Below are 25,754 nucleotides of genomic sequence, written 5' to 3' on the forward strand. Positions count from 1 at the left end.
CCGGGAGGCGCGGGTCGCCCCGTCGGGTCAGCCGCCCCGCTGCGGGCGCTCGGCACCGCCTCCGGTGCGAGAGGTGTCGTGGTTCGTGTCGGTCATGCCGGCAGTGCACCGCGCCGACCTTGCAGGAGTCGAAGACGCCGCTGACCCCGCCCTGCGGATCGTTCCCAGGCCCGGGGGCGGGACCGGCATAGTCTCGGGGCATGCGAGCGCACATCGAGACGGTCCGGGTCGACGGCCACGGCGTCCGGTTGCGGACGGTCGCGCCGGCCGGACGGGTCCGGGACGCGTTCGCGCCCACGATCGTCCTGGTGCACGGCATCGGGATGTCGCACCGGTCCTTCCGTCGGGTGCAGGCAGCACTGTCCCGCACGCACCGCACCGTGGCCGTCGACCTGCCGGGCTTCGGCGGGCAGTCGTACGCGGGTCGCCGGCTCGAGGAGCACGAGTACGCCGACCTCGTCGTCCGCGCGGTCACCGCCCGTGGTGCCGGGGACCTCGTCGTCCTCGGACAGTCGATGGGGGCGCAGATCGCCGTCGAGGCCGGGCTCCGCCACCCGGACGTCGTCACCTCGGTCGTGCTGGTCGGCCCCGTCGTCGACGACCGCCGCCGCTCGCTCGTCCGACTGGCCGCCGCGCTCACCGTCGACTGCGTGGTCGAGGGCGTTCGTATGAACGGCGTGGTCTTCACCGACTACGTCCGCGGTGCGGCGCAGTACCTCCGTGAGCTCCGGCCGATGCGCGACTACCGGATGATCGAGCGGGTGCGCGGACTCACCGTGCCGGTGCTCGTCATCCGCGGACTGCAGGACCCGGTGTCCCGACACGACTGGGCGGAACGGGTCGTGGCCGCCGCCGCAGAGGGTGCGCTCGTCGAGCTGCCCGGGCCGCACCACGTGCAGGAGCGGCAGCCGATCGCGGTCGCGCGGCTCGTGGACGAGTTCCGCCGGGTGCAGACCCTGCAGGCGTCGCGGGACGAGGTCGCGCTGTGACGGACCCGACCGTGCGCCCGGCCGAGTCGACGGACGCGGCGGCAGGCGTGCCTCCCGTCCGGGTCGGACTCGTCCGGCGAGCGCGGTGGGCGGTCCAGGACTGGGTGTACGCCGGGATCTGGCAGGTCCGGAGCCTCGGCCCGACCACGGCCGACGACTACCGGACCGGCGACCGGCAGGCCGTCGTCGTGATCCCCGGTGTCTACGAGACCTGGCACTTCATGCGTCCGCTGATGGACGTCCTGCACGACCGGGGCCACCCGGTGCACGTGCTGACCGGCCTGCGCCACAACGTCCGACCCGTGCCGGTGTCGGCGGAGGCGGTGATGGCGTACCTCGACGAGCACGACCTGCGGGGCGTGCTCGTCGTCGCCCACAGCAAGGGCGGGCTGATCGGGAAGTACGCGATGACACGGCTCGACCCGCACGGCCGGATCGACCGGATGGTCGCGGTGTCGACGCCGTTCGCCGGTTCGCGGTACGCCGTCCTGGCGCCGGTGCGCCACCTCCGGGTCTTCCGTGCCGCCGACCCCGTGCTCGCCGGGCTGGCCCGGGAGCTCGACGCGAACGCCCGGATCACGTCGGTGTACGGCGTGTACGACACCCTCATCCCCGGCGGCTGCGAGCTGGCCGGGGCGACGAACGTGGAGCTCGAGGTCGGCGGGCACTTCCGGATCCTCGCGGACCGGCGGACCGCGGTGGCGGTCCTGCGCGCGGCGGACGGGGACTGACCTCCGGGCGTCGCCGATCGTCCGCCTCGCCGGTCGTCCGCCGCGTCCGCCGCCTGCCGCGTCCGCCGCCTGCCGCTCCCGTCTCCTGCCGCGCCCGTCTCCCGCCGCGCCCGTCGCTGCGGCGTGCGTGACGGTCGCGGCCGTCAGCGCGCCGTGCGTGCCCGCTCGGTGAGCCGGGTGTTCGCCGCTGCCGCCGCCTCGGTGATCCGCGTGAGGAACGCACGGGCGGCCCGCGCCTCCTCGGCCGAGACACCGACCGACCGCTGCCGGCGCTGCACGACGGGTCCGTGCCGCGAGCGCGCTGAACCGCTCAGATGTCGAGGACGCCGTCCACCGCGGCGCTCCGAGGCGGGATGTCCCCGGTGGCGATGTCCTCTTCCAGGTACACGGTGACGTACCCCCAGTCGTTCGGGCGGCCACTGGCGTCGAACACCCGGTAGCGGCGACGAAGACGGAGGAACGGCACGTCGGTGTGCTCGAACGAGACGACGACCTCGGTGTCCGGCCAGGTGCCCTCGACGGTCACCTCGACCGCCCGGTGGGCACTCCGGGACCGCCGGAGCTCGTCGGAGTCGGCGGTCCACATCACGCCCGGGTCGCCGAGGCCGGTGAACGCGTCCCGGAGCGCCGCGGTGCTCGCGGCGACGGCCTCGGCGGACGGTTCGACCATCTGCCAGGAGGCGCCCGCCACGCCCGACAGGTCGAACCGCCCGACGAAGGGGGCGCGTCGGGCGTCGAGCTCCTCCTCGTCCGCGGCCCAGGCGTCGTCGTCGGTGTCCTCGACCACGGGGGTGGACGGGAGGTCCGCCGTCGCCACGGAGGCGGGGAAGCCGTCGGACACGTCGACGTGCACCTCGCGTGGCTCGTAGTGCGTGTCCCAGCCGCCGTACGCGGCGGCGAGGAGCCGCGGACCGGTGGGGTGGAACCGGAGGGTCATCCGGTCGCCCTCGACATGCACGGCGTCGACGAGGTGGTCGACCTGCACCGGGGTCCGGACCCCGTCGTGACCGATGCGGACGACCTCGGTGGGCGGGGTGTCGAGCGGGACGGCGGGTGCGTCCTCCGGCGCGGGCTCGTGCTCGCGCTCCCCGTCCGGGTCGTCGACGCCCGCGTCCTCCTCGGGGTACCCCACGCGGAAGGACCACTGCGAGGCGGTCATCACGACGGACGGGCCGTCGGGGTCGTCGTCGGTGTCGTCGTCCGGGTCGTCCTCGTCCGGGTCCCGGGCGTCGAGTCCGTCGTCCTCGTGGTAGTGGTCGTGCGACTCGTCCGGCTCGTCCGGCTCGGTCCACGTGTCTCGGTCCGGCCAGAACGGTCCGGCGGGGGCCCACTCGAGGGTCTCCGGGTCGATGGTGTCCATCCCGTCGGCGGCCTCGTCGTCGTCGTGGCCGTCCACCGCGCGCGTCCAGGTCGAGGCGTCGCGCGGGTCGCCGATCCACAGCCCGCCGGCGTCGTCCCCGATCGGCCGCCGGTCGCCCAGGTCGACGGAGCACGAGACACCCTCTGGCGTGATGAACACCGCCGTCCGCTCCGCGAGGTCGATGCCCTCGGCCACGTAGACGACCCAGGCGCCCGTCGGGCTCGGTCGGACTTCGGCGCGGTCGACGGCGCGTGACGGCAGCACCGCGTCCGGCCACGTGATCCAGCGGACGAACCGCTCGCCCTCGAGGACCGCCGCCACCGGGCGTGAGGCGTCCGGCACGATCGTCCGGCTCCCGACGACGACCGGGTCGAGCGGGTCGAGGAGATCGGCCGGGGCGAGCGGACCGGTCACGTCGGTCGGGTCGGTCGGGTCGATCACGTCGGTCACGCCGCCGACGCTACTGCGCCGGCAGCGGGTGTGGGCGTGGCGGTGGCACATGTCGCACGTCGTGTTCCGCGTCCGTCGCGCTACGGTGCTGTCATGCGAGCGACCGTGCGGGACGTCGCGGCCCTCGCCGGGGTGTCGCCGAAGACGGTGTCGAACGTCGTCAACGGCGGCGTCGTCGTCCGACCGGAGACACGCGCCCGGGTCGAGGCCGCCGTCGCCGAGCTGGCCTACGTGCCCAACTTCTCCGCGCGGGGCCTCCGCAACGGCCGCACCGGCGCGATCGCCCTCACGCTGCCCGAGCTGTCGAGCGCCTACTCGGCCGACGTCGCCCGGTGGTTCGTCGAACTCGCCCACGACCGCGGTCTCGTCGTGCAGCTGGAGCAGACCGCCGAGGACCCGGAGCGGGAGCGCGAGCTCGTCTCGCGGGCCCGGGCGCACCTGGTCGACGGGCTGGTGCTCAACCCGGTGTCGTTGAGCGCGAGCACCCTCGCGACCACCGAGGGCCTGCCGCCGACCGTCGTCATCGGCGAGGTCGAGCCCGAACACGTCGACCAGGTCCACGTCGACAGCCGGGCGGCGGCGCGCGAGGTGACCGGGATGCTCCTCGACCGCGGGCACCGGCGCATCGCGATCGTCGGGGCCGCTCGGCAGGACAGCGTCACGGCGACGGCGCGGCTGCGGCAGCTCGGGTACGAGGACGCCCTCCGGGCCACGGGCCTCCGCGTCGACCCCGCACTCCGGGTCCCGCTGCCGGAGTGGACGACCGCCTCGGCAGCGCGCACGTTCGCCGACTGGCTCGACCACCACCCGCTGCCCGACGCGGTCTTCGCCTTCACGGACTCGATCGCGTTCGGCGTGCTGCACGTGCTCGCCGCGCGGGGTGTCCGCGTGCCCGAGCAGGTCAGCGTGGTCGGGTTCGACGACGTCGACCAGGCCTCGTTCGCGATCCCGGCGCTGACGACGGTGTCCTTCGACCGGCGGGACTTCGCCGGGGCCGCACTCGACCTCCTCGAACGGCGGATCTCCGACCGCGACGCCCCGGTGCAGACCGTCGTCGTGCCGCACCGGATCGTCGAGCGCGCGAGCGTCGCGGCGCGCTGACGACCTGCCGCCGGGGACCGACGGTCGGCCAACGGGTCGTGACCGTCAGCGGCCGGTGGTCACCCGCACCGCGACCGGACCGTCGCGGCCGATCTCGACCGCGGTCTCGACGCCTCCGACACGGACGGCGTGTTCCCCGCGGAACCCGCGGAACGACACGCGTCCGGCCTCGTCGGTGACGAGGGTCGTCCGGCCGGTCCACCACTCGTCCTTGACCAGCCGTCGGAGTGCGTCGTACGACGGCTTCGGTGTCCCGTCCGCACGCACCAACCCGATCGGTGCGCCGAGCCACGCGCCCTCGTCGGTGATGCCCCAGTAGGTGATCGCCTCGACCGCGGGGTGGCCGACCAGGCTGCGGTAGTGCCGTTCGAGTTCGTCGGCCTGCCGTGCCTCGCCCTCCGGGGTCGAGGGCCACGACGCCACCTGGTGGTCGTTGAGGTCGACGATGTGTGCCGGCATGAGCTCGCCGGACACGAGCGAGGTCTCGGTCAGGTGCAGCGGGAGGCCGTACCGGGCGAAGCGGTCGACCATCGCGAGCATGGTGTCCTCGCCCCAGTAGCCCTGGTGCATGTGGGTCTGCAGGCCGATGGCGTCGATCCGGATCCCGGCCTCGAGGACGCCCTCGATGAGACATTCGTACGCGTCGGACAGGTCGAAGTCGTTGAGCAGCAGCGTGACGCCGGGGTTGGTCGTCCGCGCCTCCTCGACGGCCATCCGGATCATCGCGAGACGACCGCGGTCCAGGGCCAGTGGTGTGATCGCGTTGTCGCCGTTGGTGAAGTGCGGCATGATCACGACCTCGTTGATCGCGTCCCATGTGTCCACCAGACCGGTGAAGTCGCGCACCTCGCGGCGGATGCGTTCCCGTTGCAGCCGCTCGACCTCGTCGGTGTCGAGGCCCAGCAGCCAGTCCGGCTGCACGGTGTGCCAGACGAGCGGATGGCCCTTCGTCGCGACCCCGCGGTCCCGGAACCACGCGGCGGTGCGCTGCAGCCGCTCGGTGTCGGGGCGTCCCCGCTCCGGTTCGAAGCGACCCCAGTAGAACGGCAGCGTCGCGGTGTTGAACACGTCGAGCCACAGGTCCGCGAGCGCCGGGGTGCCGACGTCGGGGTCGCCGTTCGCCAGTCCGACGAAGTCGAAGCCGATGTTGCCGAAGCCGAACGCGTGCCGCCGCTGCTCCACCTCGACCGTCGCGCCGCTGACCGGGGTGCCGTCCGCGTCGGTGACCGTCACGACGGCTTCGCCCGTGCGGTGTGCTGTGTCCTGGTGCGTCGCCATCGACGGCCTCCCGATTTGTTGTGAGCGGGAACTTATCAGGTCCGGCCGGCGGAGGCGAGGGGGTGTTGCGTGTCGGCGCCCGTCCCGACGCACGGGCAGGCAGGGCCCTGGACTCCCGCCGGATGGGCCACGCGGCGAGACGCCCCCGTCTGCCGACGGCGCCGCTGACGAGGCGTGACGCCACCGGAAGTGGCGGCGTCTTGCGGGTGGAGCGGCGTCTCGCGCAGACGCCGGTGTCTCGCGCAACAAGGAGCCGGACGGGAGGCGCGGAACGGTCGGGTACCGGGCCTCCCGTCTGGTGGGTTGTGCGGGGGCGAGACGCCCCCCCCGCATGGTGCTGCCGCGCCATGCGGGGGGGGGGGGGGAGACGCCCCCGTCTGCCGACCGCGCCGCCGGTCACGCCAGACCCCGCCGGAAGTGGCGGTGTCTCGCGGGCGGGGCGGCGTCATGCGCAGACGCCGGTGTCTCGCGCGCCGAGGATGCCGGACGGGAGGCGCGTGCGGGCCGGGCGCCGGGCCTCCCGACGGGTGGGCCATGCGGGGACGAGACGCCCCCGTCTGTCGACGGCGCCGCCGACCAGGCGTGGCGCTGCCGGAAGTGGTGGCGTCTCGCGGGCGGGGCGGCGTCGTGCGAAGACGCCGGCGTCTCACGCGCCCGGCGGCGTCTCAGGCGCCGGGCGGCGGCGCGGTGCTCGCGCGGACGACCAGCGACGCCGGCAGCTGCACGTGCGCCGGGACGTCGCGGCCGCCGAGGAGTTCGAGGAGCATCCGCAGTGCCTCGGCACCGAGGTCGTGCAACGGCTGCGCCACCGTCGTCAGCGGGGGTGTGGCGTTCGCGGCCTGCGGGACGTCGTCGAAGCCGACCACGGACAGGTCCTGCGGCACGCGGAGCCCGAGTTCGCCGGCGACCTGCAGGACCCCGATCGCGGAGCTGTCGTTCGCCGCGAACACCGCCGTGGGTCGGTCCGGGCGGGAGAGCAATTCGCGGGCGACCTCGGCGGTGGCGGCGGTCTGGTAGTCGCCGACGCACACGAGGGCCGGGTCGAACGGGATCCCGGCGGCCTCGAGCGACTGGCGGTACCCGATCTCGCGGAGTTCGGCCGAGGCCAGGTCCGCACGGCCGCGGATGTGCGCGATCCGCCGGTGCCCGAGGCCGATCAGGTGCTCGGTGGCGGCCCGTGCCCCGCCGATGTTGTCCGAGTCGATGGCGGCGTGCCCCTCGGGGCCGGTGTGCGGGTCGATCGAGACGACCGGGATCGGGGTGCTCGCCATGAGCGTCGTCGGCGTGACCACGATGGCGCCGTCGATGAGCGTGCCGGCGAGACGGGAGAGGGACCGGCGTTCCCAGCCTGGTCGTGCCTCGCCGCTGACCAGTCCGGCGTAGGCGAGGAGCTCGTACCCGGTGCCGTCGGCGGCCGAGGAGATGCCCTTGAGGAGCTCGGTCGAGAACGGCTCGAACTCGGTGACCAGGATGCCGATGACGTCGGTGCGCGTGCGGCGGAGGCTGCGTGCGACGAGCGAGCTCTCGTACCCCAGGTTCTCGATCACCGCGAGCACCCGCTGCGAGGTCGCGGCGGCGACACCGTCACGCCCGTTGATGACCTTGGAGACCGTCGGCACCGAGACGCCGGCTGCCCGCGCGACATCGCTGATGGTGGTCCGCCCCGGCGGGGGAGCAGGACGGGCGATGGCATCCACGTCGACACCGTACTCGTCCTCGGGGCTGGATCAGCAACGTGTGCCGAAGTCGGTTCCGCGCGTCGACATGTGCGTGGTCCGGTGTGGGACATGTCCGGCAGCGGGCGCCTCCACCCGGAGCAGCCACCGCGCGCAGCGGACCGAAATCGTTATCGAAATCGATTGACAGGCGGAAGGAGCGCCAGGCATGCTCTCCGTGCGGCCTCGCGGTCGCATGTCAACGACGACTACCGAGGGACTCCACAATGACGAGGAAGAACAGGTTCGCGGCGGCCATCGCCATCGCAGCCGGCACCGCACTGCTCGCCACGGGCTGCTCGAGCGGCGGCGCAGCCGACGACGGCAACGGCAAGGTCACGATGACCTTCTGGCACAACTCCACCACCGGCCCCGGCAAGGCCTACTGGGCCGACACGGTCAAGGCGTTCGAGGAGAAGAACCCGAACGTCACGATCAAGATCCAGGCCGTGCAGAACGAGGACCTGGACGGCAAGCTCCAGACCGCGCTCAACTCCGGCGACGGCCCCGACGTGTTCCTGCAGCGCGGCGGCGGCAAGCTCAACGCGATGATCAACGCCGGACAGCTGCTCGACATCAAGGACTCGATCAGCGCCGACGCGAAGAAGTCGATCAGCGCCGGCACGTTCTCCGGGTACGACGCGAAGGACGGCACCTACGCCATGCCCGTCGCCGTGCTCCCTGAGGGCATCTGGTACAGCAAGGACCTCTTCGACAAGGCCGGCATCGAGGGCACGCCCACGACGATGGACGAGCTCAACGAGGACATCGCCAAGCTCAAGGACTCCGGCGTCGACCCGGTCGCCGTCGGCGCCAAGGACGCCTGGCCCGCCGCGCACTGGTTCTACAACTTCGCCCTCCGCGCCTGCAGCGAGAAGACCCTGACCGGTGCCGCCGAGTCGCTGAAGTTCGACAACGCGTGCTGGACCGAGGCCGGCGAGCAGCTCGAGGCCTTCAACGACACGAAGCCGTTCAACAAGGGCTTCCTCACCACCGCCGCGCAGCAGGGCGCCGGCAGCTCCGCCGGTCTCCTCGCCAACCACAAGGCCGCCATGGAGCTCATGGGCGCGTGGGACCCGGGCGTGATCTCCTCGCTTACCCCGGACGCCAAGCCGCTGCCCGACCTCGGCTGGTTCCCGTTCCCGGCCGTCGAGGGCGGCAAGGGTGACCCGAAGTCGATGATGGGTGGCGTCGACGGCTACTCCTGCACCGCGCAGGCCCCGAAGAAGGCGTGCACCGACTTCCTCAACTTCATCGTGCAGAAGGACAACCAGGAGGGCTACTACAAGGCCTTCCAGGCCATCCCGGTGAACCAGGACGCGCAGTCCGTCGTGTCGGAGCCCTACCTGAAGTCGGCCCTCGCCGCCTACAAGGAGGCCCCGTTCGTCTCGCAGTACCTCGACACCCTGTACGGCCAGAACGTCGGCAACGCGATGAACACCAGCGTCGTGGACGTCCTCGCCGGCAAGGGCACCGCCAAGGACATCGTCACCACCACCAACCAGGCTGCGGCCAAGGGCTGACCATGACCCTCGACACCTCGCTCGGCACGACCCCGGCCTCCGGGTCGGACGGCGCCGCGGGGTCCACGCAGGCGGGGAGCGGTGCGTCGAACGCACCGCGCCCCGCCCGGCGTCGGCCCACCAAGCGGCTCGCGGACTGGCGGCAGCGCGCGGAGATCGCCGTCCTCGCCGGTCCCGCCGTGATCGTCTTCGTCACGTTCGTGATCCTGCCCGTCGGCATGGCCGCGTACTACGGCTTCTACAAGTGGCAGGGCTACGGCCCGCCCACCGACTTCGTCGGGCTGCAGAACTACCTCATCATCTTCCAGGACCAGGCCTTCCGGTCGGTCCTCATGCACAACGGGTTCATCGTCGTGATGTCCCTCGTGCTGCAGGGTCCGATCGCGATCGTGCTGGCACTGCTGCTCAACCAGAAGATGCACGGCCGTGGACTCATCCGCGTCCTCGTCTTCGTGCCGTACGTCATCTCCGAGGTCATCGTCGGCACCGGGTGGAGCCTCCTGCTCCAGTCCAACGGCGCCGTGAACGACATGTTCCAGAGCATCGGCCTCGGCGGTCTCCGTGCGGACTGGCTGTCGAACCCCGACCTCGCCATCTGGACGCTGCTCGTGATCATCTCGTGGAAGTACATCGGCTTCGCGGTGATCCTGTTCCTCGCCGGTCTGCAGAGCATCCCCGAGGAGCTCTTCGAGGCCGCGGCCATCGACGGCGCCGGCTACTGGCAGATCCAGCGGCGCATCACACTGCCGCTGCTCGGCCCGACCATCCGCATCTGGGCGTTCCTGTCGATCATCGGGTCGCTCCAGCTGTTCGACCTCGTCTACATCATCTGGGGCCAGTACATCGCCTCGACCGCCGGCACCTCGACGATGGCGACCTACATGGTGGCGAACGGCCGCAACTCCGGGAACTACGGGTTCGGCAGCGCCGTCGCCGTCGTGATGTTCATCATCTCCCTGGCCGTCGCGCTCATCTACCAACGCTTCGTGCTGCGCCGGGACACCGCGGGCGCGATCACCGAGAGGAAGAAGTGATGGCCACCACGAGCATCGTCGCCCCCGGGCGTCGGGCGACACGGGACCGCCGGTCCAGTGCGGCCATCGGACGCGCCAACCCGCTCACCTACGTCGTCGCGATCCTCTTCGTCGCCGCGAACCTCGCCCCGGTGCTGTACATCGTGCTGGGCGGCTTCCGGACGAACTCGCAGATCACGACGAGCCCCGCCGGTCTGCCGGCACCGTTCGAGCTCGGCAACTACGGCTCGGTGCTGTCCAGCGGCACGTTCTGGCAGGAGCTCGGCAACTCGACCATCAGCGCCGTCGCCACCACCGCGGGCGTCGTCGTGCTCGGCCTCATGGTCAGCTACGTGCTCGCCCGCTACCGGTTCGCCGGCCGCGGTGCGCTGTACGCCCTGTTCGCCGCCGGCCTGATGTTCCCGATCACCGTGGCGATCACCCCGCTGTACCTGCTCATCAAGGACCTCGGTCTGACGAACAGCCTGGCCGGTGTGATCCTGCCGCAGATCGCCTTCGCCCTGCCGACGACGGTCATCATCCTGGTGCCGTTCCTCCGCGCGATCCCCGACGAACTCGAGGAGGCCGCGTCGATCGACGGTGCCAGCCGCCTCGGCTTCTTCTTCCGGATGATCGTGCCACTGTCCCTGCCGGGCGTCGTCACCGTCGGCATCCTGGCGTTCATCGCGAGCTGGAACAGCTACATCCTGCCGCTGTTCATCCTCAACAACGAGGGCAGCTACACCCTGCCCCTCGGCGTGCAGGCGTTCTCGTCGCAGTACTCCGTCGACACCGCCAAGGTGCTCGCCTTCACGTCCATGTCGATGATCCCGGCGCTCGTGTTCTTCACGATCTTCCAGCGCCGGATCGTCGGCGGCCTCACCGGGGCGGTCAAGGGATGACGATCACCAACGAACCGCGGCAGACCGCGGACGACCGAGCCGTCCACACGGCCCGGACCGACCTGTCGGACCCGGCCCCGGGCCTCCCGGCCGTCCCCGAGGTGAGCGACCGCGTCCGCGACCTGCTCGCCCGGATGACGCTCGAGGAGAAGGCGGCGCAGATCGTCGGCTACTGGCTCGACCAGAACGGCGTCGTCGCCCCGATGCAGGGCGAGATGGCCGCCACACAGGACGCCCAGGCGACCCTGCCGGACGTCACCCGTGACGGCATCGGGCACTACACGCGCGTCTACGGCACCCGACCGGTCGACGCCGAGGAGCGAGCCGCCTGGCTCTGGCAGGAGCAGCGGCGCCTCAAGCGGGAGACCCGCCTCGGCATCCCGGCGCTCGTGCACGAGGAGTGCCTGACCGGCCTCGCCGCGTGGAAGGCCGCGACGTTCCCGACCCCGCTGGCGTGGGGCGCGTCGTTCGACCCCGAGCTCGTCGAGCAGGTCGGACGGGCGATCGGCGACTCGATGCGCGAACTCGGCATCCACCAGGGCCTCGCCCCGGTGCTCGACGTCGTCCGCGACCCGCGCTGGGGACGGGTCGACGAGTGCATCGGCGAGGACCCGTACCTCGTCGGCACCGTGGGCACCGCATACGTCCGCGGCCTGCAGGACGCCGGCGTCCACGCGACGCTCAAGCACTTCCTGGGCTACTCGTCCTCGCGCGGCGGTCGCAACCACGGTCCGGTCTCGGCCGGACCGCGCGAGATCCGCGACGTGTTCCTGCCGCCGTTCGAGATGGCGCTGCTCGACGGCGGGGCCCGCTCGGTCATGAACTCGTACACCGAGACCGACGGCGTCCCGATGGCGGCGAGCCCCGAGTACCTGACCGGGGTGCTCCGCGAGCAGCTCGGCTTCGACGGCACCGTCGTCGCGGACTACTTCGCCATCGCGTTCCTCGAGGTCATGCACGCCGTCGCTGCCGACCGGGGAGAGGCGGCTGCTCTCGCCCTCGAGGCCGGCATCGACGTCGAACTCCCCACCGGGGACGCATACCTGCAGCCGCTGGTGGACCGCGTCCGGTCGGGTGCCCTCGACGAGGCGTACGTCGACCGCGCCGTGCTCCGCGCCCTCGCCCAGAAGGAGGCGCTCGGCCTGCTCGACCCCGAGGCCTACGAGGACGAGCCGCCCACCGGCGTCGACCTCGACTCGCCCCGGCACCAGGCGCTCGCCCGCCGACTGGCCGAGGAGTCCGTCGTGCTGCTCGGCAACGACGGCGTGCTGCCGGTCCGCGGGAACCCGGCGCGCGTGGCCGTGATCGGCCCGAACGCCGACCGCGCCGAGGCCCTGCAGGGCTGCTACTCGTTCGCGAACCACGTGCTCGCGGCCCACCCGGGCCTGCCGCTCGGGTTCTCGATCCCGACCGTCGCGGAGGCGCTCACCGCCTCCTTCGCCGACGCCGACGTCCGCCACGTCGCGGGCTGCGCGGTCGAGGGGACCGACCGCAGCGGCTTCACTGCGGCGGTCGAGGCCGCCACCGCGTCCGAGCTCGCCGTCGTGGTCGTCGGTGACCAGGCCGGCCTGTTCGGCCGTGGCACCGTGGGGGAGGGCAACGACTCCGAGTCGCTCGACCTGCCCGGTGTGCAGCGCGAGCTCGTGGAGGCCGTGGTCGCCACCGGCACGCCCGTCGTCCTCGTGCTCCTCACCGGTCGGCCGTACGCGATCAGCTGGGCGCTCGACGGCGACGGGTCCCGACCGGCAGCGGTGCTGCAGGCGTTCTTCCCGGGGGAGGGCGGCGGCCTCGCGATCGCCGACGTCGTCACCGGGCGGGTCAACCCGTCCGGCCGACTGCCGGTCTCGCTGCCCCGGTCCGCCGGTGCCCAGCCGTACTCGTACCTGCACCCCGTGCTCGGCGGGCCGTCGGACGTCACCGCGACCGACTCCACGCCGGTCCGGCCGTTCGGCTTCGGCCTGTCCTACGCGTCGTTCGCGTACGACGACCTGGTCGTCGACCCCTCGGTCCGCGCGGGCGCGGCCTTCACGGCGAGCGTCACCGTCACGAACACGGGCGAGGTGGCCGGCGGGCACGTCGTGCAGCTCTTCGGGCGCGATGTGCACGGCTCGGTGACCCGCCCCGTCGTGCAGCTGCTCGGCTACGCACGCGTCGACCTGGACACCGGCGAGTCCGTGCGGCTCGCGTTCACCGTCCCGTCCACCCGCTTCGCGTTCAGCGACCGGCGGATGGTGCGGGTCGTCGAACCCGGCGACGTCGAGGTCTGGGTCGGCTCGCACGCCTCGGCATCGGCCTCCGCGGCCGACGCCGACGCCGCGACCGGCGGCGTCATCGTGAACGAGCGCGCCACGGAGGCCCGGGTCCTGCCCGGCACCGCGACACCGCGGTCGACCGTCGCCGTGGACGGGCCGGTGCACGAGGTCACCACGCGTGACGCCCGACTCGTCACGTGGGAGGTCGCCGGCTGACGGGGAACCGGCCGGTGACGGTCGCCGCGGGGGAGCGCGGGACCGTCGGACGGGAGGCCCGTGACCAGCTGGTCACGGGCCTCCCGTCCGTCGTGTGGTCGTGGCGTCCGCGCCGGTCCTCAGGAGAGGCGGAGGGCGATCCGCGCCGCGGCGACGAACGGCAGGAGGCCGATCGCGGTGGAGATGCAGGCCAGCCAGACCGCAGTGGTCCGGCCCTCCACCGAGCGGAGCCCGACGGCGACGGCCACCGCGACGAGGGCGAGCGGGAAGGTCCCCAACGTCGCCCGCATCGGCCATGCGATGGGCGCCCAGGCCCGTTCGCTCTCGTACGGCGCGTCGATCGAGACCACGAGCCCGACGACGAGGACGAGCACCTCGATGACGGGTGGCGCTGCGATGAGGAGGCCGCGCACCGTGCGCCAACTGTTCCGCCGTCGACCCTGTGCTGCTTCCCCCATGCCGTGAGGCTAGCGAGACAGGGACGGACGGATGGACGAACGTGCCGTGCGTTCCGAGGTCTCCGCTCCGGACCGGTCAGCTGCTGACACCTCGTCATCCTGCGCGTCCCTAGGGTGGAACGATGCCCACGCTGAACCGCATGCCCGTCCTGCTCGCCACCGGCTCGATCGCCATCCCCGTCGCCGAGGCCCTGGTCGCCCTGCCGTTCGAGGTGCTCCAGCGCATCGAGGCCGCACCGATCGACCCCGAGCTCGCGGACACCGCCGCGTTCTCCGAGGCGTACGGCTTCCCGGTCGCGGGCGGCGCGAACTGCATCGTCGTCGCGGGCAAGCGGGGCGAGACCGTCACCTACGCCGCGTGCGTGGTGCTCGCGTCCACCAAGCTCGACGTCAACCGGACGGTCAAGGGGCTGCTCGGCGTGCGGAAGGTCAGCTTCGCGCCGATGGACGACGCCGTGCAGCGGACGCGGATGGAGTACGGCGGCATCACGCCGATCGGACTGCCCGCCGACTGGCCGGTCTACGTCGACTCGCGGGTGCTCACGGCGCCCGAGGTGGTCATCGGAGCGGGCGTCCGGGGCGCGAAGCTGTTCCTGCCGGGGGCGGTGCTCGCCGAGCTGCCGCGGGTCGAGGTCGTCGAGGGGCTCGCGGTCGAGCCGGTCGAGACCGACGCGGAGCCGACCACGGGCCCGGACGCGGCCGGTCAGTCCGCCTGACCCGGCGGTCCGGCCCTCGACGCCCGCCGACGTCAGCGCGAGGGCGAACGTCAGTGCGAGGCCGCGGTCAGCGCGAGGCTGCGGTCAGCGCCTTCGTGATCCGCTGCAGCGAGACCGTCTCTGCGGTCCCGAGCTCCTGCGCGAACAGGCTGAGACGGAACTCCTCGAGCATCCACCGCGTGTGCACGAGCTCCGGGTGCGCGCCGACGGCGGGCGGGAAGGTCCCGCCGGCCTCGACGTAGCGGTCGGTCGCTCCGGTGACCTCGCGCATCCACTGGGCGTCGCGGCCCGGGTTCTGGAGCAGCTTCGTCACCCGCGCCTCGATGCCCTGCAGGTACACCCGGATGCGGCGGAGTCTGTCCAGCCCCGCCACCGAGACGAACCCGGGGAACACCAGCCGTTCCATCTGCTGCCGCATGTCCGACAGCGCCGGCAGGAGCGCCATGTTCGTCGCCTGCTTCATCGCCCGCTCCGCGTTCCGCTGTGCGGTCAGGACGGCGGCGACCTCGGACACCGCGGTGAACATGGTGTCGACGACCGTCGCCGAGACGGCGTCGCGGACCTGTTCGAACGCCGTCCGCGAGAACACGAGACCGTCCGGGTGCGACCGGCGGATGCCGGCGTCGACCACCGCGGCGAGGACGTCGTCGAACAGCGCCGCCGTCGAGGTGTACGGGCTCGCGGCCAGGGCGAGCTTCTCCGGCGCCGTGAGGTGCTGCTGGATGTACGACACCGGCGACGGCACCGCCAGCATCACGAGGCGGCGGACCCCGGCCGGCATCCGCACCGTACGGTCGCCCGGGGTGGCGAGGAGCTGCACGCCCACGGTCGCCTTCGGGCCGGAGCCCTCCTCGACGAGGGCGGGGTAGGCGCGGATGACGCCGCCCGCCTGCTTCGTGTCGAGCACCTCGGGCAGGTCCTGGTCCGGCCACCCGGTCAGGCCGGTGCGCTCGATGCGCCGACCGGAGCCGGCGTCGGCGACGCGGGACGAGCCTCCTGAGCGTTGCGTCGCGGCGGCGACGCTCTGCTGGGTGCGGTCCTTGAGCCTGGTCTGCAGCGCTGCGAGGTCCTTGCCGGCCTCGACCCGGCGGCCGCGCTCGTCGACCACCGCGTACGTCGGCAACAGGTGCGCGGGCACCCGGGACATGTCGAAGTCGGACTCGGCGACCGGCACGTGCACGAGGCGCTGGATCGTCTTCGCCAGGGTGGCGCGGAAGCTCTCGGTCGGGGTCGTCGGGGCGTCGTCGGGCAGCTCGGTGACGATCTTCTCGGCCCAGTCGGCTGCGGGCACGACGTTCTTCCGGATGTGCTTCGGCAGCGCCTTGATGAGCGCGGTGACGAGTTCCTTCCGCAGGCCGCGCACCTGCCAGTCGAAGCCCTCCTCACGCATCCGCGGCAGGACGGCGAGCGGCACCTGCACGCTGACACCGTCGTCCTCGGCGCCCGGCTCGAAGCGGTACCGGACGGCCAACCGCTGGTCGCCGCTGCGCCACTGCGTCGGGTACTCCTCGTCGTCCTCGGCCGCGGAGGCGGCGGACTCGTCGAGCAGGTCCTCGCGGCGCATCGTGAGGAGGTCGGGCTGGTCACGACGGGTCCGTCGCCACCAGCCCTCGAAGTCGCGGGTGGTCGCGACCTCGGCCGGGATGCGCGCGTCGTAGAACTCGACGACCGTCTCGTCGTCGAGCAGGATGTCGCGGCGGCGGGTGCGTTCCTCGAGCTGCTCGAGTTCGCGGCGGAGCTTCCGGTTGGCGCGGTCGAACGCCTGCTGCGAGTCCCACTCGCCCTCGACCAGGGCGTGACGGATGAAGAGCTCGCGGGAGTGCACCGGGTCGATGCGGTTGTACTGCACCCGGCGCCGCTGGACGATCGGGACACCGAACAGGGTGACCCGCTCGAAGGCGACGACCGCGCCCTGCTTCTTTTCCCAGTGCGGTTCGCCGTAGGTGCGCTTGAGCAGGTCGCCCGCCAGCGGTTCGACCCAGGCGGTGTCGATCCGTGCGACGGTCCGCGCGAACAACCGGCTCGTCTCGACGAGTTCGGCGGCCATCACGGCGTCGGGCTGCTTCTTCGCGAGCACGCTGCCGGGGAACACCACGAAGCGGGTGTTGCGGGAGCCGAGGTAGTCTCGCTTCTCGCGGTCCCGCAGGCCGATCTGGCTGAGGAGTCCGGCCAGCAGGGCACGGTGCACGGAGTCCGGGTCGTCCTTGCGTTCCTTGCCGACGTGGATGCCGACCTGCTTCGCCGCCCGTGCGAGCTGTCGGTACAGGTCCTGCCACTCGCGGATGCGGAGGTGGTTGAGGAACTCGGTTTTGCACATCCGGCGGAAGGCGCTCGAGGACAGCTCCTCCTGCTTCTCCTCCAGGTGGTTCCAGAGGCCGAGCAGGGTGAGGAAGTCGCTCGTGGGGTCGGCGAAGCGGGCGTGCAGCTGGTCGGCCTGCGCACGCTTCTCGAGCGGACGCTCGCGGGGGTCCTGGATGCTCAGCGCCGACACGATGGCGATGACCTCGCGCCCGACGCCCTGGCGGCTCGCCTCGAGCACCATCCGGCCGAGTCGCGGGTCGATGGGCAGACGGGTGAGCTGCTTGCCGGTCTTCGTGATCGCGCCGGCGGTGTCGACGGCCCGCAGCTCGCGGAGCAGGTCGAGGCCGTCCTTCACACCGCGGGAGTCCGGCGGCTGCAGGAACGGGAACGACTCGATGTCGCCGAACCCGAGCGAGATCATCTGCAGGATGACGGCGGCGAGGTTCGTGCGGAGGATCTCGGGGTCCGTGTACTCCCGACGGCGTTCGAAGTCGTCCTCGGAGTAGAGCCGGATCGCGATGCCCGCGCTGGTGCGGCCCGCGCGCCCGGAGCGCTGGTTCGCCGACGCCTGCGAGATCGCCTCGATCGGGAGGCGCTGCACCTTCGCCCGCGGGGAGTACCGCGAGATGCGCGCGGTACCCGTGTCGATGACGTACTTGATGCCGGGCACGGTCAGCGACGTCTCGGCGACGTTGGTCGCGAGCACCACGCGACGACGGACACCCGGGGTCGCGGACCGCTGGAACACCCGGTGCTGGTCCGCGGCGGAGAGCCGTCCGTAGAGCGGCAGGACCTCGGTGCCGGCGTAGTGCTTGCCCTCGATGGCGTCCTGCGCGTCGCGGATCTCGTTCTCGCCGGAGAGGAACACGAGGACGTCGCCCGGCTCCTCGCGCGCCAGTTCGTCCAGCGCGTCGGTGATCCCCTGCAGGGGGTCGCGGTCGTCGGCGTCGGCACCGCCGGCGTTCCGGCCGGCCCCGGCACGCCCGCTTGTCGCCGGTCGGGTGCCGGCCGGACGCTCGTCGAAGTCGTCGTCCTCGTCGTCGTCACCGGCGACGTCGTCGTCGGCGACCAACGGGCGGTAGCGGATCTCGACCGGGTAGGTGCGGCCGGACACCTCGACGATCGGCGCTCCGCCGAAGTGCTCGGAGAACGACTGCGGGTCGATCGTCGCACTGGTGATGATGACCTTGAGGTCCGGTCGGCGGGGGAGCAGCCGCTTCAGGTAGCCGAGCAGGAAGTCGATGGTGAGGGACCGCTCGTGCGCCTCGTCGATGATGATCGTGTCGTAGCGCTTGAGGTCCCGGTCGAAGTGGATCTCGTTGAGCAGGATGCCGTCGGTCATCACCTTGATCCGGGTGTTCGCGCTCACCTTGTCGGTGAACCGCACCTGGTAGCCGACGAGGTCGCCCAGCTCGCCGCCGAGTTCCTCGGACACCCGCTCCGCGATGGTGCGGGCCGCGATCCGGCGGGGCTGCGTGTGTCCGATGCGCTCGCGCCCGAGCTCGAGACAGATCTTGGGCAGCTGCGTGGTCTTTCCCGACCCGGTGGCGCCGGCGACGATGACGACCTGGTTGTCGCGGATCGCAGCGGCGATGTCGTCCCGCCGCTGCGAGACGGGCAGCTCCGGCGGGTACGTGATGACAGGGGGATTCGACATGAGCATTCCAGGATACCGTCCGGGCGCGTCCGCGATCAGCCGAGCTGTGCCGCGAGCTCGTCCGGCGTGTGGGCGGGCAGTTCGCAGACCCGGTCGTGGCACACGTAGGCGACGCCGTCCTGGCCGTCCCGACCGGCGAAGAGCTCGAACCCGGCCACCGACCACGCCGCCGCCTGCTCGGGAGTGAGCACCGCGACCACGGTCCCCGGGCGCCGGGCACCGAGGACGGCCCGCTCCATCGCGGCCACGTCGGGCCGGGTACGGTCGGACGCCACGAGGACGACCTCTCGTGCGGGACGCTGCAGGCCGAGCGCCAGACCGAGGGCGTCGGCGTGCCCGAGGGGACGCTCCACCCCCGTCCGCGCCCGGTCCGCCACCGATCGGGTCGCCGCCGCACGCAGGCCGTCGTCACCGGTGAGGGCCGCGAGCACCGTGGCGGCGCCCGCCAGCCCGACCGTGCCGGAGCGCAGGGCCGTCTGCGGCTGCTCCCCGGTCGCCGTGCCGGCAGCGGCGAGCACCGGGTCGACCTCGAGCGCACCGGACAGAGCGTCCTGCACGATCGTCCGGGCAGTGAGTGCGTACCGGAGTTCCCCGGTGACCAGCGCCAGTTCGAGCAGCCCCTCGGCGAGGAGCCCCAGGTCCTCCAGCGTCGGTGCTGCCGCGGAGGTCCCCCGCGCCGAGCTCGACCGGACGACGACGTGGCCGTCACGGACGTGCGCGGCGAGCACGGCGTCGGCCGCGCCACGGGCGAGCTCGATCATCTCGTCGTCACCCGTGCGACCGCCGGCCAGCACGAGTCCGCGGATCGCCAGACCGTTCCACCCGGTCAGGACCTGGTCGTCGAGCGGCGGGGCGTCCAGGTCGCCGCGCTCGTCGAGCGGCAGGTGGTACCACTCGCCCTCGACCCGGCGGCCGTCGATGGTGGACTCGCTGTCCTGCGCGGCCACGAATGCCCCGTCCGCACGACGCAGGGTGTCGCGCAGGAAGTCGGCGATGCCGCGCGCCCGTCCGGCGTCCGCCACGGCGAGCAGTCCGGCGTTGTCGTAGAGCATCCGCTCGTAGTGCGGCACGGACCAGTCCCGCTGCGTCGCGTAGCGGAACACCCCACCGTCGGCGTCGGTCAGCTCGGACTGCGCGATCGCCGTCCGCGCACGCCCCAGCAGGGCTCCCGCCGCGGTGTTGCCGTCGGCGGCGGCGTCGTGCAGGAACTCCAGCAGCGGCGCGTTCGGGAACTTCGGTGCCCCACCGAACCCGCCGTACGTGGTGTCCTCGGCACGCTCCAGGTCGGCGACGACGCCCAGCACCGCGTCGACGGACGGGAGGCCCGGCTCGGCTCCGTCGGACCCCGCGGCCGCTGCGGACGCCGCGTCCGCCTCCGCCCCCTGCCGGATGGCCCGCGCGACGGCCGATGCGTTCGCGTCCACCTCGTCCCGACGGTCCCGCCAGGCGTCGAGCACCGCCGCGGTGACCTGCCGGAACGACGGATGCTGCCCGACCGGCTGCGGCGGGTAGTAGGTCCCCGCGTAGAACACCTGCGCGTCGGGCGTCATGAACACCGTCAGCGGCCACCCGAGCTGTCCCGTGAAGGCGCTCGCGGCGGCCATCGCGCTCGCGTCCACGTCGGGGCGCTCTTCGCGGTCGACCTTCACGGCGACGAAGTCCTGCCGCAGGAGCGCCCCCACCGCGGGGTCGGAGAAGCTCTCGCGTGCCATGACATGGCACCAGTGGCAGGTCGCGTACCCTATCGACACGAGGACGGGCACGTCGCGCTCGCGGGCCTCGGCGAACGCCTCCGCACCCCACTCACGCCAGTCCACCGGGTTGTCGGCGTGCTGACGGAGGTAGGGGCTGACGGCGGTCCCGAGCCGGTTGTCGTTCATGCTCCCAGCGTGCCCCGACCGGCCTGAGTGGGCGGGCCTCCCGACCGATCTGTGGACAGGACCGCGCCGTCCACAGGCGCCGTGCGCGTCAGGCGAGCCAGCCGACCAGTCGGCCGATCCGGCCGGCGATCTCGGCCGGCGTCGACCCGTCGGTGTCCAGCCGCACGACGTGGTCCGGCGCGGTGGCGTCGAGCCTCCGTGCCGTCGTCGCGCTGTGGTCGACGTCCGCCTGGCGGACGTGTCCTGCCGCACGGTGGTCGAGTCGCCCGTGCGTCACGTCGTCGTCGGCGCGCAGGAGGACGGCCGTCACCGTCGGGTCGTCGCCCATCGCGGCGGCGAGGCGGGCTGACTCGAGCACGGACACGGTGTTCGTGAACACGAGCCGGTGGTGTCCGAGGGCCCGGGTGTTGGCCCACAGGGCGGCGAGGTTCCGCTCGGCGAGACGGGCCTCCGGGTGCTCGCGGTGCGGAGCGGGCCACGCCAGGTCGAGCGAGTCGCCCTCGACGACGACGTGGCGGACCGCGGCGTCGGCGAGGAGGTCGTGGAGCGCCGCGGCCACCGTCGACTTGCCCACCCCGGAGCGACCGCCGATGACCAGCAGCTCCGAGCGGGGTGGCGGGACGGACGCCGCGGTCACCGGTCGGCGCGCCGGTCAGTTGAGCCCGAGCGACAGCAGCGCGAGCGCCGCGTCCTCCGGGCCGTAGTCGAACATCCGGTCCCAGAACGGGTCGGCAGCCCACGGCACGTCCCCGTCCGCCGGGGTCCGGCGGGCGGTCTCGACGAGCCAGTCCAGTTCGGGCCGCACCGCCTCGGCGAAGCGGGGCGGCTCCCACCCCAGGGCCCGTGCGGCCGTCGTGTCGAGCACGAACGGCGACGGCGACGACCACGGGGTGACGCCGACGAAGGCGGGCGCGTCCGCACCGAGGAGGACCTCGTCGAACCGGTGGTCGAGGAGCCCCGCGACCGTGCGGACGATCTCGAGCGCGGTCGGGGCGGTCTCGTCGGCGACGTTGAGAATCCGGCGGTCCGGTGCGTCCGCGATGGTCCGGACGAGGGCGCCGATGCCCGAGGCCGCCGTGGTGTGGTCGACACCGCGCCCCTCGTCCGCCAGCAGGATCCGCTCCCGGCCGTCCAGGACCCGGCGGACGACGAACCACTCGCGCGGTCGTCCGATGCCGACGCCGTACACCTTCGACGGCCGCAGCACGGTGACCGGGGCGCCGTGGTCGAGCAGCACCTGCTCGGCGGCGACCTTGGCCGCACCGTACCCGTCCCGCGAGGTCGGGTCGCCGTCACCGGGTGCGACGGTCGGCTGCAGTTCGGTGACCGCGCCGCCGAAGACCGGCCGCTCGACGGAGTTCGCGTGGCGTCCCTGCTCGTCGGCGTAGACGGCCTTCGAGGAGACGAAGACCGTCGACCCGACGTCGTCCAGGAACGGTGCGAGCTGCAGGGCGTCGTCGCGGGTGAGGCCCATGGTGTCCACGACCAGGTCGGCGCCGGGGCGGAGCAGGTCGCGCAGCAGCGCGGTGTCCCGCCGGTCGCCCGGGCGGGCGAGGGCTCCGGCCGCGACGAGTTCGTCGGCGACGGGGCCGCCGCGTCGGGACACGATCTCGACGGTCCAGTCGTCGCCACCGCGTCCGGAGGCGCCGAGGAGTTCGCGGGCGACCTGGGACCCGATGCCGCCGGTCCCGCCGAGGACCACGGCGCGTCTGCTGCTCATGGCGCCAACGCTAGACCGCGGGGCACGGCGCGCCGGACCGACGGGAGGGTCGGACCGTCAGGAGGCGACCGGTTCCCGCCACCACTCGGCGAGGGAGCCGTCGTACACGCGGACCTTGCGGTGCCCGAGGACCGTCAGCGCCAGGGCGTCCACGCACGAGGCGCTCCCGACACCGCAGTAGGTCACGACCTCGTCCGCCGAGAGCACGGGGGCGAGGGCGCGCTCGAGGTCGGTGTGGCGCAGGAACGCGTTCGACTCGTCGAGGAGCTCGTGCACGGGGATGGTCGTGCTGCCGGGCACCACGGGCGGGTGGTCGTCGCCGAGCGTGGTGACGTCCGCGGCGAGGACGAGTGCGGCGGGCTCCGACCCGTCCACCGCCCGCAGGACGCGGGCGCGGTCGGCCCACAGCGGGCGTTCCTCACCGGCGACGAACGCGTCGCCGTCGGCCGCGGGCCGCGGCGCGCGGGACAGGGCACCGACGCGCACCGGGCGGCCCTCGTCGCGCCACTTCGGGAAGCCGCCGTCGAGGACGGCGACGGACTCGAAGCCGTACGAGCGGAAGATCCACCAGAGGCGGGCGGACCACTCGCCGATGCCGTCGTCGTAGACCACCACCGTGGAGGCGCGGCTCACCCCGATCGCGCGGGCGGCGGACTCGAAACGCTCGACGTCCGGGCGGGTGAACGGGAGGCCGGTGTCCGGCGACGAGAACGCGTGGATGAGGTCGGCGTAGACGGCGCCGGGGACGTGTCCGTCGTGTTCGTGCGCGGTCTGCGCGGAGTGCCAGGTCGTGTCGAGGCCGATGCCGTCCGTGTGCACCGAGGCGTCGAGGACGAGGAGGTCGTCCGCGCCGAGGTGGTCGGCGAGCCACTGCGTCGACACGAGCGGCGAGGTCAGGACGGGGGCCATGCCGATCACCGTAAACCAGACCTCTGACTCGTGACAGAGAGTCAGCAACAAGGCGACATGCGCGTCCCCACAGGTGCCGAGCCGGTCGGGGAACACGGAACGGACACCACCCGGGCGCTGCCCGTGCGGTGTCCGTCCCGTTCGCTGCCGCTCAGTGTGCGGCGGCCGGGATGCTCCCCGTCGCGTCCGACCCGGCGCGCTCGAGGCGTGCCAGTCGCACCGACTGTCGGTTGATGAGCAGCCCGCTCGCGATCGCGACGAGGACCAGCACGCTGGCCGAGATCGCGAACGCGGCGTGGTACCCGTCGAGCGTGGCCTGGGCCTGCTGCAGCTTCGTCGGTGCCCCGCCCAGTCCGGAGAGACTGTTCGCGACCACGTCGGCGAAGATCGTCGACAGCAGCGCGGTCCCGATCGAGCCACCGATCTGCTGCATGGTGTTGACCGTGGCCGACGCGACGCCGGCATCGGCACGGGCCACCCCGGTCGTGGCGGTGTTCATGGCCGACGAGAAGATCGTGCCCATGCCGAGGCCGATCACGATGAGCGCCGGCAGCACGGTGCCCGCGTAGGAGCTGTCGAGGTCGGTGCGCAGGAGCAGCAGGAGCCCGGTCGCAGCGACCAGTCCGCCAGCGAAGATGAGCACCTTCGGGCCGACGCGGGGGAGCAGACGCCCACCGATCTGCGTCGCCGACAGCATGATCGACAGCGGCATCGGCAGGAACGCCAGTCCGGTCTGCAGCGCCGAGAAGCCGAGGGTCTGCTCGAGGTAGTAAGTCAGGAACAGGAAGATGCCGAACATCCCGATGGCGACCAGGCCGATCGCGACGAACGAACCGCCGCGGTCACGGTCGAGGACGACACGCAGGGGGAGCAGCGGGTGTGCGACGCGGGTCTCGATGACGATGAAGGCCGCGATGAGCAGGACACCGCCGGCGAGCATGCCGATCGTGACCGGGTCGTCCCAGCCGTTGGTCTCGGCGTTCGAGAAGCCGTAGACGACGCCGACCAGACCGGCCGTGATGGTGAGGACGCCCGCCACGTCGATGCGCGGACGCTCGACCTTCGGCGGCTTCGCCATGAAGACGAGGGCGCCGATGACGCCGAGGACGGCGAACACGACGTTCACGTAGAGGCACCAGCGCCACGAGGCGTACTCGGTCAGGACGCCGCCGAGCAGCAGGCCGATGGCCGCACCCGAGCCGGCGATCGAACCGAAGATGCCGAACGCGCGACCGCGCTCCTTGGGGTCGCGGAACGTGGTGGTGAGCATGCCCAGCGCCGACGGGGCGAGCAGCGCGCCGAACACGCCCTGCAGGGCACGGGCCGCGACGAGCAGCCCGAACGAGTCGGCCAGGCCGCCCAGGACCGAGGCGACGGCGAAGCCGACCAGGCCGATGATGAACGTGTTCTTCCGGCCGAAGAGGTCACCGAGTCGACCGCCGAGGAGCAGCAGCGAGCCGAACGCCAGCGAGTACGCCGTGACGATCCACTGGCGCTGGTCGGTGCCGAACCCGAGGTCCTGCTGCGCCGAGGGCAGCGCGATGTTCACGATGGTGGCGTCGAGGACGACCATGAGCTGGGCGAGGGCGATGACCGCGAGGGCGATCCATCGGTGGTCGGTCCGGGCCGGGGTGGGGCCCGCTGTGCTGGGCGTCGCTCCTGTGGGAGCGGGCGCGGTCTGTTCTGCCGTCACGACAGCCTCCTTCTCGAAGGATGGAAGGGGAGGAGGGGCGCGCGCCGTCGGGCGTCCCGGAGGATGGTGAAGCGGATGCCGGGCATCCGCTTGTGACCACTGTAGCCCAAAACGGAGTCACCGCATCCGTTTGTTCCCAGACTGTTCGTCTAGGTTCGTCCCGTGAGCACCACCGGATCCGCGGCCGACCTCGACCGGCCCCTGCGCGCCGACGCCGCGCGCAACCGCGAACTGATCCTGCAGACCGCACGCAAGTGCTTCGCCGAGCGGGGCATCTCCGTCACGCTGAACGACATCGCCCACGAAGCCGGCGTCGGTGTCGGCACGGTGTACCGGCGCTTCGCCGACAAGGACTCCCTGATCGAGGCGCTCCTCGCGACCAAGTTCGAGGCGATGAACGCCGCTGCCGCCCGGGCCGCCGAGGAACTCGACCCGCGCGAATCCCTCCGCCTGTACCTGATGGGCGTCTTCTCCTTCCGGGCCCGCGACCGTGCGCTCGCCGACGCCATCGTCCGTGCGGGCAGGGCCCGGCCCTCGATCGTGCTCGAGCGCGACCGGCTCGAACAGCAGGTGGCGACGATCATCGGCCGCGCCAGGGACGCCGGCGTGGTGCGCCCCGGCTTCGACGCCCGCGACCTCCCGATCCTCACGGCGATGGTCGGCACGGTCGCCGACGCCACCCGCGAGCACGACCCCGACGCCTGGAAGCGCTACGCCCAGGTGCTGGTCGACGGCGTCCTGCCGCAGGCGGAGCCGGACGAGATGGTCGGCGAACCGCTCGACCGCGACGCGCTCGAACGCGCCATGCAGCCGCAGTCCTGACGGCGCGGTCGTCCGCGACGCTCCCGCCCACCGGACGGGAGGCCCGTGGCGGCGTCGCCACGACCCTC

Annotated in this window: 20 protein-coding genes; 9 read left to right on the plus strand and 11 right to left on the minus strand. The window is 72.5% G+C overall.

Features of this window, described 5'->3' with window-relative positions:
• Positions 1-200: 200 nt before the first annotated feature.
• The gene (locus tag KM842_RS00760) at positions 201-989 is read left to right on the plus strand and encodes an alpha/beta fold hydrolase (protein ID WP_216260033.1); all 789 of its coding nucleotides are present in this window, start codon (positions 201-203) and stop codon (positions 987-989) included.
• Entirely contained in the window at positions 986-1,720 is a 735-nt protein-coding gene (locus tag KM842_RS00765) for an esterase/lipase family protein (RefSeq protein ID WP_367397700.1), read from the plus strand. Before KM842_RS00760 ends, KM842_RS00765 begins: the two co-directional genes overlap by 4 nt.
• A gap of 143 nt (positions 1,721-1,863) precedes the next feature.
• On the opposite strand, the gene KM842_RS15930 is transcribed toward KM842_RS00765, so the two are convergent.
• Positions 1,864-1,998, minus strand: a complete 135-nt coding sequence (locus KM842_RS15930; RefSeq protein WP_301183809.1) for a hypothetical protein — start codon at positions 1,996-1,998, stop codon at positions 1,864-1,866.
• A 32-nt stretch (positions 1,999-2,030) separates the two neighbouring features.
• On the minus strand, positions 2,031-3,530 hold the full coding sequence (locus KM842_RS00770; protein ID WP_216260035.1) for a hypothetical protein: 1,500 nt from the start codon (positions 3,528-3,530) through the stop codon (positions 2,031-2,033).
• A gap of 93 nt (positions 3,531-3,623) precedes the next feature.
• Between KM842_RS00770 and KM842_RS00775 the strand changes: the two genes are divergently transcribed.
• The gene (locus tag KM842_RS00775; protein ID WP_216260037.1) at positions 3,624-4,631 is read left to right on the plus strand and encodes a LacI family DNA-binding transcriptional regulator; all 1,008 of its coding nucleotides are present in this window, start codon (positions 3,624-3,626) and stop codon (positions 4,629-4,631) included.
• A 45-nt stretch (positions 4,632-4,676) separates the two neighbouring features.
• Here the strand turns inward: KM842_RS00775 and KM842_RS00780 are convergent, their stop codons facing one another.
• Both KM842_RS00780 and KM842_RS00785 read right to left on the minus strand, forming a co-directional pair.
• Entirely contained in the window at positions 4,677-5,909 is a 1,233-nt protein-coding gene (locus tag KM842_RS00780; RefSeq protein WP_216260039.1) for an endo-1,4-beta-xylanase, read from the minus strand.
• 665 nt (positions 5,910-6,574) lie between these two features.
• On the minus strand, positions 6,575-7,606 hold the full coding sequence (locus KM842_RS00785; protein WP_253206180.1) for a LacI family DNA-binding transcriptional regulator: 1,032 nt from the start codon (positions 7,604-7,606) through the stop codon (positions 6,575-6,577).
• A gap of 245 nt (positions 7,607-7,851) precedes the next feature.
• Here KM842_RS00785 and KM842_RS00790 point away from each other — a divergent pair, with 245 nt between their 5' ends.
• The 4 genes from KM842_RS00790 to KM842_RS00805 are packed head-to-tail and all read left to right on the plus strand — an operon-like array spanning position 7,852 to position 13,530.
• A complete protein-coding gene (locus KM842_RS00790) occupies positions 7,852-9,147 on the plus strand; it encodes an ABC transporter substrate-binding protein (RefSeq protein ID WP_216260040.1) in 1,296 nt (431 codons plus the stop codon).
• Between the two features lie 2 nt (positions 9,148-9,149).
• On the plus strand, positions 9,150-10,181 hold the full coding sequence (locus KM842_RS00795) for a carbohydrate ABC transporter permease (RefSeq protein WP_216260042.1): 1,032 nt from the start codon (positions 9,150-9,152) through the stop codon (positions 10,179-10,181).
• Positions 10,181-11,062, plus strand: coding sequence for a carbohydrate ABC transporter permease (locus KM842_RS00800; RefSeq protein WP_216260045.1), 882 nt, complete (start codon positions 10,181-10,183; stop codon positions 11,060-11,062). The genes KM842_RS00795 and KM842_RS00800 overlap by 1 nt, the downstream gene beginning before the upstream one ends.
• On the plus strand, positions 11,059-13,530 hold the full coding sequence (locus tag KM842_RS00805; protein WP_216260047.1) for a beta-xylosidase/alpha-l-arabinosidase: 2,472 nt from the start codon (positions 11,059-11,061) through the stop codon (positions 13,528-13,530). The genes KM842_RS00800 and KM842_RS00805 overlap by 4 nt, the downstream gene beginning before the upstream one ends.
• 119 nt (positions 13,531-13,649) lie before the next feature.
• Here the strand turns inward: KM842_RS00805 and KM842_RS00810 are convergent, their stop codons facing one another.
• On the minus strand, positions 13,650-13,988 hold the full coding sequence (locus KM842_RS00810) for a hypothetical protein (RefSeq protein WP_216260049.1): 339 nt from the start codon (positions 13,986-13,988) through the stop codon (positions 13,650-13,652).
• A gap of 122 nt (positions 13,989-14,110) precedes the next feature.
• Here KM842_RS00810 and KM842_RS00815 point away from each other — a divergent pair, with 122 nt between their 5' ends.
• Complete coding sequence (locus KM842_RS00815) at positions 14,111-14,704, plus strand: YbaK/EbsC family protein (RefSeq protein WP_216260051.1); 594 nt, start codon at positions 14,111-14,113, stop codon at positions 14,702-14,704.
• Between the two features lie 67 nt (positions 14,705-14,771).
• Here the strand turns inward: KM842_RS00815 and hrpA are convergent, their stop codons facing one another.
• The 6 genes from hrpA to KM842_RS00845 form a co-directional block, all read right to left on the minus strand.
• The gene (gene hrpA / locus KM842_RS00820) at positions 14,772-18,662 is read right to left on the minus strand and encodes an ATP-dependent RNA helicase HrpA (protein WP_216260052.1); all 3,891 of its coding nucleotides are present in this window, start codon (positions 18,660-18,662) and stop codon (positions 14,772-14,774) included.
• Positions 18,663-18,697: 35 nt separating this feature from the next.
• The gene (locus KM842_RS00825) at positions 18,698-20,542 is read right to left on the minus strand and encodes a thioredoxin domain-containing protein (RefSeq protein ID WP_216260054.1); all 1,845 of its coding nucleotides are present in this window, start codon (positions 20,540-20,542) and stop codon (positions 18,698-18,700) included.
• A gap of 88 nt (positions 20,543-20,630) precedes the next feature.
• Positions 20,631-21,179 carry an AAA family ATPase gene (locus KM842_RS00830; RefSeq protein ID WP_216260056.1) on the minus strand — a complete coding sequence of 183 codons (549 nt, stop codon included), beginning with the start codon at positions 21,177-21,179 and terminating at the stop codon, positions 20,631-20,633.
• Between the two features lie 15 nt (positions 21,180-21,194).
• Positions 21,195-22,262: an NAD-dependent epimerase/dehydratase family protein gene (locus KM842_RS00835; RefSeq protein ID WP_216260058.1), complete on the minus strand. Its 1,068-nt coding sequence runs from the start codon at positions 22,260-22,262 to the stop codon at positions 21,195-21,197.
• Between the two features lie 57 nt (positions 22,263-22,319).
• Complete coding sequence (locus tag KM842_RS00840; protein ID WP_216260060.1) at positions 22,320-23,171, minus strand: sulfurtransferase; 852 nt, start codon at positions 23,169-23,171, stop codon at positions 22,320-22,322.
• Between the two features lie 151 nt (positions 23,172-23,322).
• Positions 23,323-24,864 carry an MFS transporter gene (locus tag KM842_RS00845; RefSeq protein ID WP_216260061.1) on the minus strand — a complete coding sequence of 514 codons (1,542 nt, stop codon included), beginning with the start codon at positions 24,862-24,864 and terminating at the stop codon, positions 23,323-23,325.
• A gap of 162 nt (positions 24,865-25,026) precedes the next feature.
• On the opposite strand from KM842_RS00845, the gene KM842_RS00850 reads away from it, so the two are divergent.
• Positions 25,027-25,686, plus strand: a complete 660-nt coding sequence (locus KM842_RS00850; RefSeq protein ID WP_216260063.1) for a TetR/AcrR family transcriptional regulator — start codon at positions 25,027-25,029, stop codon at positions 25,684-25,686.
• Positions 25,687-25,754: the final 68 nt, after the last annotated feature.

This window comes from Curtobacterium sp. L6-1, assembly GCF_018885305.1.
GTDB lineage: Bacteria > Actinomycetota > Actinomycetes > Actinomycetales > Microbacteriaceae > Curtobacterium > Curtobacterium aetherium.